General features: G+C 71.0%; 12 protein-coding genes and 1 pseudogene. 6 read left to right on the top strand and 7 right to left on the bottom strand.

What is annotated here, in order from left to right; translation table 11 throughout:
* Positions 1-10 precede the first annotated feature (10 nt).
* A complete protein-coding gene (locus tag ACFYW8_RS32980; protein ID WP_389085984.1) occupies positions 11-433 on the bottom strand; it encodes a hypothetical protein in 423 nt (140 codons plus the stop codon).
* Between the two features lie 120 nt (positions 434-553).
* Here ACFYW8_RS32980 and ACFYW8_RS32975 point away from each other — a divergent pair, with 120 nt between their 5' ends.
* Together ACFYW8_RS32975 and ACFYW8_RS32970 are read left to right on the top strand one after the other, a co-directional pair.
* Positions 554-694 carry a hypothetical protein gene (locus ACFYW8_RS32975; RefSeq protein ID WP_365876300.1) on the top strand — a complete coding sequence of 47 codons (141 nt, stop codon included), beginning with the start codon at positions 554-556 and terminating at the stop codon, positions 692-694.
* A 44-nt stretch (positions 695-738) separates the two neighbouring features.
* Positions 739-1,788: a methyltransferase gene (locus ACFYW8_RS32970; protein WP_389085976.1), complete on the top strand. Its 1,050-nt coding sequence runs from the start codon at positions 739-741 to the stop codon at positions 1,786-1,788.
* A gap of 233 nt (positions 1,789-2,021) precedes the next feature.
* On the opposite strand, the gene mnmA is transcribed toward ACFYW8_RS32970, so the two are convergent.
* On the bottom strand, positions 2,022-3,146 hold the full coding sequence (mnmA, locus tag ACFYW8_RS32965; protein WP_365876296.1) for a tRNA 2-thiouridine(34) synthase MnmA: 1,125 nt from the start codon (positions 3,144-3,146) through the stop codon (positions 2,022-2,024).
* A 60-nt stretch (positions 3,147-3,206) separates the two neighbouring features.
* Here mnmA and ACFYW8_RS32960 point away from each other — a divergent pair, with 60 nt between their 5' ends.
* Both ACFYW8_RS32960 and ACFYW8_RS32955 read left to right on the top strand, forming a co-directional pair.
* Positions 3,207-3,911, top strand: coding sequence for an N-acetylmuramoyl-L-alanine amidase (locus ACFYW8_RS32960; RefSeq protein ID WP_389085969.1), 705 nt, complete (start codon positions 3,207-3,209; stop codon positions 3,909-3,911).
* A 440-nt stretch (positions 3,912-4,351) separates the two neighbouring features.
* A pseudogene (locus ACFYW8_RS32955) lies at positions 4,352-5,862 on the top strand (multicopper oxidase family protein).
* 46 nt (positions 5,863-5,908) lie between these two features.
* Here the strand turns inward: ACFYW8_RS32955 and ACFYW8_RS32950 are convergent.
* The 3 genes from ACFYW8_RS32950 to ACFYW8_RS32940 all read right to left on the bottom strand — a co-directional run bounded on the left by ACFYW8_RS32950 (position 5,909) and on the right by ACFYW8_RS32940 (position 7,864).
* Complete coding sequence (locus ACFYW8_RS32950) at positions 5,909-7,078, bottom strand: cysteine desulfurase family protein (protein ID WP_389085966.1); 1,170 nt, start codon at positions 7,076-7,078, stop codon at positions 5,909-5,911.
* Positions 7,079-7,253: 175 nt separating this feature from the next.
* On the bottom strand, positions 7,254-7,619 hold the full coding sequence (locus ACFYW8_RS32945) for a DUF4190 domain-containing protein (protein WP_389085961.1): 366 nt from the start codon (positions 7,617-7,619) through the stop codon (positions 7,254-7,256).
* Positions 7,620-7,696: 77 nt separating this feature from the next.
* Complete coding sequence (locus ACFYW8_RS32940) at positions 7,697-7,864, bottom strand: hypothetical protein (protein ID WP_355852321.1); 168 nt, start codon at positions 7,862-7,864, stop codon at positions 7,697-7,699.
* Positions 7,865-8,049: 185 nt separating this feature from the next.
* Here ACFYW8_RS32940 and ACFYW8_RS32935 point away from each other — a divergent pair, with 185 nt between their 5' ends.
* Positions 8,050-8,676 (top strand): TetR family transcriptional regulator, encoded by a 627-nt coding sequence (locus tag ACFYW8_RS32935; protein ID WP_389085954.1) that lies wholly within the window; start codon positions 8,050-8,052, stop codon positions 8,674-8,676.
* A gap of 272 nt (positions 8,677-8,948) precedes the next feature.
* On the opposite strand, the gene ACFYW8_RS32930 is transcribed toward ACFYW8_RS32935, so the two are convergent.
* Both ACFYW8_RS32930 and ACFYW8_RS32925 read right to left on the bottom strand, forming a co-directional pair.
* Entirely contained in the window at positions 8,949-9,335 is a 387-nt protein-coding gene (locus tag ACFYW8_RS32930; RefSeq protein ID WP_389085949.1) for a hypothetical protein, read from the bottom strand.
* A 134-nt stretch (positions 9,336-9,469) separates the two neighbouring features.
* A complete protein-coding gene (locus tag ACFYW8_RS32925) occupies positions 9,470-10,432 on the bottom strand; it encodes a helix-turn-helix transcriptional regulator (protein ID WP_389085944.1) in 963 nt (320 codons plus the stop codon).
* Positions 10,433-10,534: 102 nt separating this feature from the next.
* Here ACFYW8_RS32925 and ACFYW8_RS32920 point away from each other — a divergent pair, with 102 nt between their 5' ends.
* Complete coding sequence (locus tag ACFYW8_RS32920; RefSeq protein ID WP_389085937.1) at positions 10,535-11,125, top strand: TIGR03086 family metal-binding protein; 591 nt, start codon at positions 10,535-10,537, stop codon at positions 11,123-11,125.
* Positions 11,126-11,149: the final 24 nt, after the last annotated feature.

Genomic DNA, 11,149 nt, shown 5'->3' with positions numbered 1-11,149 from the left:
CGCCAATTCTTCAGCCGGTCCCGTTCCTCTTCCCGTTCGTCTCGATGACCAAAAACGACAGGACGTCCTCACCGATATTCTTCAGGTCGTGCAGGTGATATTGCCCTTCGTCTAAAGTGAAGTATTTGGTGATGCCGCGCTCATAGGATATTTCCCGGCTGGTCCCATCGCTTTCGTGCTGCCGTGCCCGGCCGTCGGTCAGGGCTATCCAGAAATAGTCCTGACCGTGGCGGTGGACGGGCAGTCGCTCGCCGGGTTTGAGCTGGGTCTGCCAGATGCGCAGCTCAGGGGTGTCGTGCAACAACGTCTGGCCGCACTGGTCGTGGTGGGCGTTCGTGTCGAATTCCTGGTGCAGCGGTGGGCTCCAGCGCTCGAATGCTTGGGCCACGACAATGTTCACCAGTGAGAGAGCAGCGGTGGAATCAGTACCCATGAACCGAACCCTTTCGGTTGTGGTGCAGTTAGGCGACCGGGCCGTCTCAGGCTACTCGATTCCACCCTCTCGGGGAATCGGCTGATTCACTCCGATGCAATCCGGGCGAGCCCGTGGACATTGGGGCACGATTCCGTCACGCGCCCGTCCGTCACTCCCGGCAAGTGCACCCGCCAGGCATTTCTCGACTGCCTCGACGAGAAGTGGCGGGACATGCGCCCGAAGGGACTGGCGGACACCATGGGCGACGCCAACTCCTGAACGTTCGCCACCGAACCGACGTACCGAACGGAAGGCCCAGCCAGGTGAACAGCGAAAGAGAAAATGTCATCGCCACCGCGACCGACCCGGTGGTCCGCGATTTCCTCCGCATGGCCGACGACAGCATCGTCGCCGTGCTGCCGTACGCCTTGTCCGTCGCCGGGCATCTCGCGATCGCAGACGAATTCACCGACTCCGCGAGGAGCGTCGAGCACCTTGCCCAGGCACTCGGGGTGTCAACCGGGGCCCTGGAACGCCTCCTGCGAACCCTCGCCAGCTGTGGCTTCTTCACCGACCTGGGTGAGGGCCGGTTCTCGCTCACCCGGCTGGGCCAACTCCTGCAGACCGACTCGCCCATATCGATGCGGGCGACCCTCAGCAACGTCGAATCGTATCGGGCCTGGCTCGGCGCGGTCGACACCATCGCCACCGGCCGGCCCGCCTTCGAGACCGAGTTCGGGGCCGGATTCTTCGCCCACAAGGAACACGATGACCAGGTGGGCGCCATGTTCGACGAACGCATGCGGGAACGGGCAAGCCGCCTCTACTCGGTCCTCGCCACCCTCCCCGCCTGGAAGGGTGCCCAGTGCGTCCTCGACATCGGCGGCGGAAAGGGCGCAGTGCTCGCCTCGATCCTGACGGCCAACCCGCACCTCGGTGGAATCCTCTTCGACCGGCCCGGCGTCGTCGAGCGAGCCGAGCTCTCAGGGGAACTCGCCCCGCTCCGGGACCGCTGCCAGGTGGCAGCAGGCGACTTCTTCCAGGCGATCCCCGATGGAGCCGACACACACCTCATGTGCAGCGTCCTGCACGACTGGGAGGACGAGGATGCCATCACCATCTTGACCCGGAGCGGCGAGGCACTCCCCGCGAACGGCCGCTTGCTCATCTGTGAAATGCTCCTGCCGGACTCGAGCGAACCGCATCCGGCCTGGTGGAGCGACCTGGGCATGATGGTCGTCCTCGGCGGCCGCGAACGCACGCTGGACCAGTACCGGTCCCTGCTCCAGCGCGCGGGACTGCGCGTCTCGGACGTCACTCCGCTCCCGGACTCCTTCTTCAGCGTCATCGAAGCGCAGACCGCCCCGGCCTGACTCCGCTTCCGCCGAAGCCACTCCGGGCACGCGCACCCTCCCGGCGAGGAGGTCTTCGAGGACGCCCTGCCGGACGATGCGGAACAGCACCTTCGACCTCACGACCGGACGGGGAGGCCCCCGTCGTGGACGACGACGCCATCACCGTCTTGACCCGGAGCAGGGTAGTGGTGCGGCCCCTCCGCGGGCGCGGCCTGTGGCGCGCCTGCGGAGGGGCCGGCGAGTCCTTGAGATCAGGCGACAGTGGCCGTCGCGCGCGTGGTCGTGGCGATCGTCGCCGACCCCACCACGCGGGTGCCCTCGTACAGCACGATCGCCTGGCCGGGGGCCACTCCGCGGACCGGCTCGGTGAAGCGGACGTCCAGGGAGCCGTCGATCAGTTCGGCGCTCACCTCGGTCTCGCCGCCGTGCGCCCGGAGCTGGGCGGTGTAGGTGCCGGGGCCCGCCGGGGCCGCGCCGCACCAGCGGGGCTTGACGGCGGTCAGCGCGGACACGTCGAGGGAGGCGGCCGGGCCGACCGTCACCGTGTTGTTCACCGGCGAGATGTCGAGGACGTAGCGCGGCTTGCCGTCGGCGGCCGGGGTGCCGATGCGCAGGCCCTTGCGCTGGCCGATCGTGAAGCCGAAGGCGCCTTCGTGGGTGCCGAGCCTGGCCCCGGACTCGTCGACGATGTCGCCCTCGGACTTGCCGAGCCGGCCCGCGAGGAAGCCCTGGGTGTCGCCGTCGGCGATGAAGCAGATGTCGTGCGAGTCCGGCTTCTTGGCGACGGCCAGGCCCCGGCGCTCGGCCTCGGCGCGGATCTCGTCCTTGGTGGTGACCGTGTCGCCGAGCGGGAACAGCGCGTGGGCGAGCTGGCGGTCGTCGAGGACACCGAGGACGTACGACTGGTCCTTGGCCATGTCGGAGGCGCGGTGCAGCTCGCGCGTGCCGTCCTCGCGGACGATCACCTGCGCGTAGTGGCCGGTACAGACGGCGTCGAAGCCGAGCGCGAGCGCCTTGTCGAGCAGGGCGGCGAACTTGATCTTCTCGTTGCAGCGCAGGCACGGGTTCGGGGTGCGGCCGGCCTCGTACTCGGCGATGAAGTCCTCGACCACGTCCTCACGGAAACGCTCGGCGAGGTCCCAGACGTAGAAGGGGATGCCGATGACGTCGGCCGCGCGGCGGGCGTCGCGCGAGTCCTCGATGGTGCAGCAGCCGCGCGCGCCGGTCCGGAACGATTGCGGATTCGCGGAGAGGGCGAGGTGCACGCCCGTCACGTCGTGCCCGGCCTCGGCGGCACGGGCGGCGGCTACGGCGGAGTCCACTCCGCCCGACATGGCGGCGAGGACGCGGAGGGGGCGCTGCGAGGTGTCAGTCATAACCCCTCCAGAGTACGGGGCCGCGGGAACCGGAGCTCGCGAGTATCCGTTGAAGATCGCATGGGGGCGAAAAAGGGGAAGCCGGGAAAGCCGCGGGGCCGTGGTGCCGGGGCGGGATCCAAGGACGCGGACCAGCCGGTCGGGCGCCGGGTGCTGCTCATCGGCGGCGCGCTGGCCACCCTGAGCGCGGCCGGGATCGCCCGGGAGAAGCTGTCGCACCTGTGGTGGCGGCTGCCGGGCGTGGAGAAGGCCCGGGTCGCCGGAGCGGTGGACTTCCGGGGCGCGCGGTGGGTGGCGGCCTCGGCGGCGAACTGGCGGCGGGCCGACCGCCCCGACGACTATCCGATAGACCGGGTGGTCGTCCATGTCACGCAGGGCGGCTTCGCGAGCGCGGTGAGGGCCTTCCAGGACCCGAAGCACGGAGCGGCCGCGCACTACGTCGTCCGCAAGGACGGTCACGTCACCCAGATGATCCGCGAGCTGGACGTGGCGTTCCACGCGGGCAACCGCGAATACAACGAACGCAGCGTCGGCATCGAGCACGAGGGATTCATCGATCACGCCTCGTCGTTCACGGACGCGATGTACGAGGCCTCGGCACGGCTGACGGCCGGGATATGCGGGCGGTACGGCATCCCCGTGGACCGCGAGCACATCATCGGGCACGTCGAGGTCCCTGGCACGGACCACACGGATCCCGGACGGTACTGGGACTGGAACCGGTACATACGGCTCGTACGGCGGGCGCGCGCCGCCGTCGCCTAGGTCCCTCGTCCGGTGGGCGCACACCTCCGTCCCGTAGGTCCTCGTCCGGTCGGCGCACACACCGCCCCGTAGATCCTCGTCCGGTCGACGCCCACACCGTCCCGTAGGTCCTCGTCCGGCGGGCGCCCACCACCGTCGCGCGGGCCTGATCCGGCAGGCGCTCACAACCGTCGCGCAGGGGTGGCAGGGCGCGATCGCAGCGTGGTCACAGGCGGCGAAGCCGACGGCCCGGGGCGCCGAATCCGATGCTGTGAGTCCCGTCCGGGAAGCGCATGTCCGTTGCGTCCCGGCTCGCCGCCATGACCAGCGGGATACCAACTCGCCTTGTTCTCAGGGCAGTTGATCCTGAATTTGAGTCATCGGGGTTTTCACAGCGCAGAAGGCGTTCTCCTAAGTCGGCCCCATTCCTCGCACAGCCCTCGGGTCAAGAGTCCACCGCCATGACGCACTCCACGCAGCCCGCCTCCGGCGCGGGCAACGACAAGGGCCGGTCCAGGACCAAGGGCACGCACCGACGCGCGTTCCTCGGCGGGATGGCCGGGACGGCCCTCGCGGCGGTGGCCGCCGGTGGCACCGCCATCTCCCTGCTCACCAACGCGACGCAGAACAAGGCGCGGGCGGCGGGCACCACGCTGACCATCCCCGACCTCCTGGAGGGGACCGCCTCGGGCGGCACCACGACATCACCCTGGAGGCGAAGGCGGGCACCAGCGAGGTGCTCAGCGGCGTGACCAGCACGACCGCCGGCTACAACCAGTCGTTCCTCGGCCCCACCATGAAGTGGACCTCCGGCGACACCGTCCTGCTGAACATCACCAACAGCCTCACCGAGGACACCACCGTCCACTTCCACGGCGCGCACGTTCCACCGAGCATGGACGGCGGACCGCAGAACGCCTTCGCCTCCGGGAAGACCTGGTCCCCCACCTTCACGGTCAAGGACGAGGCCAAGACGCTCTGGTACCACCCGCACGCCCTGGGCACCACGGCCGAGCAGGCCACCCACGGGCTGGCCGGCATGATCATCGTCGAGGACGACTCCGCCGCGTCCGCGGCCCTGCCCAGTACCTACGGCACCGACGACATCCCGATCATCCTGCAGTGTCTGGCCACCGACAGCGCCGGAGAGATCAAGTACAACCTGACCGGCTACCTCGCCAACGGCCTCGACTTCCCCCTTCTGTGCAACGGCACGAACGTCGACGCCACCACGCTCTCCTTCACCGCCACCAAGAAGCGCACCCGCTTCCGGCTGCTCAACGCCTCACCGTCGGACATCATCACCGTCCAGCGCGGCGACGGCGGGACCCTCACCCAGATCGCCACCGACCAGGGGTATCTGACCGAGGCCACCGAGGTGAAGTCGATCCGGCTGGTGGCGGGCGCGCGCGCCGAGTTCGTGATGGAGCTCGGTGACGCGGTCACCCTGGAGGCCGTGGTGACCACGGGCTGGGTGCGCGGCGGCAGCGGCACCTACGAGTTCCTGACCGTCACTCCGGACGCCTCGGACACTCCGGCGGACCTGCCGGCCCTCAACACCATCACCCGGTACGACACCACCGGCTTCACCGCCCGGACGATCACGCTCGGCCAGAGCGGCACCACGATGACCGTCAACGGCTCCGCCGGGACGAGCATGTCCTCGATGGCGATGATCAGCACCACGTTGGGCGCCGAGGAGATCTGGACGGTCAAGAACAGCACGCAGCTGGAGCACTCGTTCCATCTGCACGATGTTCCGTTCCAGCTGATCTCCGTCAACGGGGAGGATCCGACGGGCGTCCAGCTGGGCTGGTACGACACGTTCGAGGTGGTCGGCGGCGGCACCATCAAGATCGCCATGAAGTTCACCGACTTCACGGACGACACCTACATGTACATGCTCCACTGCCATCTGCTCCAGCACGAGGACGAGGGCATGATGGCCGCCCTCATGGTGACGGAGAGCTAGCACCCCTCCAAGGGCCTGTCCGGTACGGCGAGTGGGCGCGACGGTGTCAGGTGAGGCCTGCCATGCGCGCCCGCTCCACCGCCGGCCCGATCGCCCGGGTCACGGCCGCGACGTCCGCCTCCGTGGAGGTGTGGCCGAGCGAGAAGCGCAGGGTGCCCCGGGCGAGGTCCGGGTCGGTGCCGGTGGCGAGCAGGACATGGCTCGGCTGGGCCACACCCGCCGTGCACGCCGAGCCGGTGGAGCACTCGATGCCCTGCGCGTCGAGCAGCAGGAGCAGCGAGTCCCCCTCGCAGCCGGGGAACGTGAAGTGCGCGTTGGCGGGCAGCCGGCCACCGGGGGCGGGGTCGCCGCCGAGGATCGCGTCGGGCACGGCCTTGACGACGGCGTCGGCCAGGCCGTCGCGCAGGGCGCCGATCTCGCGGGCGAACCACTCCCGCCGCTCGGCGGCCAGCCGTCCGGCGACAGCGAAGGAGGCGATCGCGGGCACGTCGAGCGTGCCGGAGCGGACATGGCGCTCCTGACCGCCGCCGTGCAGCACGGGTACGGGGCTGTACTCGCGGCCGAGAAGCAGCGCGCCGATCCCGTAGGGACCGCCGATCTTGTGGCCGGACACCGTCATCGCGGCGAGGCCCGAGGCTGCGAAGTCGACGGGGATCTGACCGAAGGCCTGGACGGCGTCGGCATGCAGCGGGATCCCGAACTCGGCCGCGACGTCCGCCAGTTCGCGGACCGGCATGACGGTGCCGATCTCGTTGTTGGCCCACATGACCGTGGCGAGGGCGACATCGTCGGGGTCGCGGGCGATGGCCTCGCGCAGGGCGTCGGGGTGGACGCGGCCGTACGCGTCGACGGGCAGGTACTCGACCGTGGCGCCCTCGTGCTCGCCGAGCCAGTGGACCGCGTCGAGGACGGCGTGGTGCTCGACGGGGCTCGCGAGAACGCGGGTACGGGCCGGATCGGCGCCTCTGCGGGACCAGTACAGACCCTTCACCGCGAGGTTGTCGGCCTCGGTGCCGCCGGAGGTGAAGACCACCTCGCTGGGCCGGGCGCCGAGGGCGTCCGCCAGGGTTTCACGGGCTTCCTCGACCGTCCGCCGGGCAGCGCGGCCCGCGGCGTGGAGGGAGGAGGCATTGCCCGTAACGCCCAGTTGGGCGGTCAGAGCCTCTACTGCCTCGGGAAGCATGGGGGTGGTCGCGGCGTGGTCGAGGTAAGCCATGGTGGGCTCGATTCTACGGGCCCGCTCCCCCCTCGCCTCGGCCCCCACCGGACTGACCGCCGCCCCGGACCGCGGGAGGGGTCTTGGTGCGCTCCCCGGCACGGCGCCCGGACCCTCGCTCGACGCTTCCGGCTCCGCCGCGGGCCGCACCGGAGCCCCGGCCGTCGCGTGGGCCTCAGAAGCTCCAGGACACCGTGCTGTCGAACTGCATGAAGGCGACCAGGACGACCAGGTCGGCGATTCCCAGGCCGAGACCGAGGAAGGCGCGGCCCCGGCGGGCCGTGCCGCGCCAGAGGGCGACGGAGGCGAGGACGATGGCGATGGGGCCCAGGAAGACGTTCAGTACCAGCAGCCCGAGGAGACCGAGGATGAAGGCGGCCACGGCCATGCCGTCCGCGTCCTGGACGACGGTCCGGCGCGTGGCACGGACGGGCTCCGTGGTGCCGGCGGCGCGGGCGGCCTCGGCCGTGCGGTCGACAGCGGTGGTGCGGGTCGTGCCGGTGGTGCGGGTCGTGCCGGTGGTGCGCGTGGTGAGTTCCATGACGTGAGTCAGCTCCCAACGGTCAGTTGGTGAAGGTGTGGACCAGCGGCCGGTCGGCAAAGGTGCGGGACCACCGGTCAGTTGGCGGAGGGGTGGCGCCGGCGGGCGCTGCGCTCACGCAGCGCGAAGACGACCAGCCAGACGCCGATGACGGCGGCGGCGACGAGGCTGACGGGCAGCGGGGCGTGCGCCACGGAACCCATGACGACGCCGAGCAGCAGGAGTGCGGCGACGAGGAACAGCATGAGATGCCTCTCGAAGAAGTCTCGAAGTCCTGTCCCGGAACGTCCGGGACCTCAACGGTGAGGCCCCGATGTTTCCGGGACTTGACGACTCAGTGAACGGTTGTAGTAACAGTTGTTCACTGACTCTTGAGTCTAGCGCGCTCCACGGCTTTAAAATTCCAGAGAACAGTTGTTAACTGCATGGCATGAGTCACACTCTCGGCATCCGCCAGGCGCAGAAGCAGAAGACCCGACAGGCACTGCTGGACGCGGCGTTGGGGCTCCTGGAGGAGCAGAGCCTGAGCAGCCTGGGCCTGCGCGAGGTCACCCGCGCCGTCGGAGTCGCTCCGACCGCCTTCTACCGGCATTTCCGCTCGACGGCGGACCTCGGCGTGGCGCTGGTCGAGGAGGCGCTCGGCAGCCTGCACCCGATGATCGAGGACACGGTGTCCGCGGTCGGCGACGCCGACGAACGCATCACCCGTGCGGTGGAGCTGATCGTCCATCACGTCGGGACGCACCCGGCGCACGTCCGCTTCATCGCGCGCGAGCGGCACGGCGGGGTCCAGCCGGTGCGGGACGCGATCCGCGAGCAACTGGCCCGGTTCGCCGAGGAGGTCAAGGACGCGCTGGCCGAGCACCCCGAGTCTGCGGGGTGGAGCGACGACGATCTGCTGATGCTCGCGGGTCTGTATGTCGACCACATGCTGATGGCGGCCTCGGCGTTCCTGGAGGCGCTGGACGGCTCCGAGGCGGAGCGTGAGCGGGTGGCCCGGGTGGCGAGCCGTCAGATGCGGCTGATCAGCATCGGCCGCCGCCACTGGCTCGACTGACCGCCCCGGCAGGCCGACGGACGGCCGCGCGCGGCACGCGGCACGCGGCACCACCCGTACGCGGCACGCAGCACCGCCGTAAGCGGCACCACGCGGCACGCGGCACGCAGCACCACCCGTACGCGGCACCACGCGGCACGCGGCACGCAGCACCACCCGTACGCGGCACCACGCGTACGCGGCACGCTTCACCACCAGCACGCAGCACGCAGCACGCAGCACGCAGCACGCGGCACCGCCGTACGCCGCGTGCAAGCGGGCCTTCCGATCCGTCAGCCCTGCGCGGCGGCCGACTGGCCCTGCCCCTGGCCCTGCCCCATCCGCCCGCCGCCTGGGCCGCCCCCGCAACCGCCCTGGCCGCCGCCCATGCCACCGCCGGGACCGCCGCTCGGCATGCCGGAGGGATTGCCGGAGGGATTGCCGGAGGGGGCCTTCCCCGTGGGCATGCCCGAAGGGGCACCCGACCGCGTGGGCATGCCCGAGGGCGCGCCGCCGGGGCGTCCGGAGGCGCCGCCCGGCATCCCGGAGGGACGCGTGCAGTTCTGCCCGCCGGAGGTCCCGCTGTCCGAGGACGACGCGCCGCCGGAGCCGCAGGCCGCCAGCAGGGGCGAGAGCGCGAGGAGGGCGACGAAGGGAACGAGTCGTGCACGACGGTTCATGGGGCAACTCCCAGTCAGGTCACGTGGGCCGGTCGACGAACGCCGGACGAGCGGGAGCCAGAGCACCAGATCCACGTAGGGCCACGCTGTGCCGGAGCTGTGCCTTGCTGTGCGGCGCGGGCCGTCGCCGGGGCTCAACCCCCCTCGTACAGCGCGCTGATGGCGGCGGCCGTCGCGGCCAGCTCCGCCCGCGCCTCGGCGGGCGCGAGGACCTCCAGCGCGTCCCCGAAGGCCAGCAGGGTGCGCGTCTCGCGCACCGAGCCCAGGGAGAGACGCGCGGTCACCCACTCGTCGGCGCCGTCGTCCTCGGGCAGCTCCGCGAGTGAGGCGGCGTGGAGGCGTACGAACATGTCGAGGCGGGAGCGCCGTACCCGAACCGTGACATCGACACCCCCCGGCCGGTCCTCGACCTGGCGGCGCAACACCTCCCAGGCGTCGGCGAGTTCGACACCCGGACGGCGCCGCACCGGGTCCGGCAGCAGGGTGGCCGCGCGGACCCGGTCGGCTCGGAACAGCCGTGGGCTGCCGCGCCGGTCGGCGACCAGGTACCAGACACCGGCCTTGGAGACGAGCCCGTACGGGTCGACGGTGTAGGTGCGTGGTTCGGTGTCCCCGCCGTGCCGGTAGCGCAGCCGCAGCCTGCGGTCGGTGAAGACGGCGTCCTGCAACACGTCCAGATCGACGGCCCGCCGGGGCCCGCCCTTCCACCGGGTGGCGTCGACGAGGACACGCCTGCTGGTGACCTCGGCGGCCGGCCGGAAGGGCGCGGGCAGCGCGGCCATCACCTTGCGCAGCGCGGAGCCGAGCGCCGCGTCGAGGCCGAGGGCGGCGTGGGCGCCCTGCGCGGCCAGGATGAACAGTGAGCGGGACTCGTCGGCGGTCAGTCCCGTGACGTCCGTACGGAATCCGGCGAGCAGCTCGATGCCGCCGTGCCGCCCGCGTTCCGCGTAGACGGGGACGCCGGAGGCGGACAGCGCCTCGATGTCCCGGTAGATGGTGCGCACCGACACCTCCAGCCGGTCGGCGAGTTCATGCGCCGGGACGCGGCCGCGGGTCTGGAGCAGCAGCAGGATCGAGAGCAGGCGGTCGGACTTCACGGGCCCAGGATCGCGCCCGCCGAAGCCGCCCGCAAATGTTGACGGGAACTGTCAGGTTACGCGCCGACAGTGGGGGCACACCGACACACGGAAGAGGTAGTCATGAACGCCATGGACCCCCGCCCCCTGTACACCCGTGCCGCCCGGCAGATCGCGTCGCTGATCGGGACCGTGCGGCCGGGGCAGTTGGACGGTGCCACTCCGTGCGCCGGGTTCGACGTACGCCTGTTGCTGTCGCACATGGTCGGCGGCACCCGGCGGATCGCCGTGATCGGGGCGGGGGGCGACGGGCTCGCGGTGCGGCCGTTCGCCGACGGCGTGCCGGACGACGGCTGGGGTGCCGCGTACGACGAGGTCCGGGCGGAGGTCCGCGCGGGCTGGGCGGACGACGCCCGGCTGGAGGCGACGGTGCGGGTGCCGTGGGGCGAGGCTCCCGGGCGCATCGCCCTCGCCGGGTACGTCATGGAGGCCGTCACGCACACCTGGGACCTCTCCGAGGCGCTCGGCCGTCCGCTCGAACTCGATCCGGAACTGGCCGAGTTCGCGCTCGCGATCGCCGGCCGCGTACTTCCCGACGAGGGGCGCGAGGACCCCGAGCTGCCGTTCGGACCGGTGGTGCGGGTCCCCGAGGACGCCGACGCCTACGAGCGACTGGCGGCCTGGACGGGCCGCCGGCCGATGGTGACCGCCTGACGGCCCGGGAGCCCGCCGCCGAGG

Origin of the sequence: Streptomyces sp. NPDC002742, from assembly GCF_042888885.1 — a bacterium.
Classification (GTDB): domain Bacteria; phylum Actinomycetota; class Actinomycetes; order Streptomycetales; family Streptomycetaceae; genus Streptomyces.
Note: the sequence above shows the minus strand (reverse complement) of the source record. Positions and strands in the feature narration are given on the sequence as shown.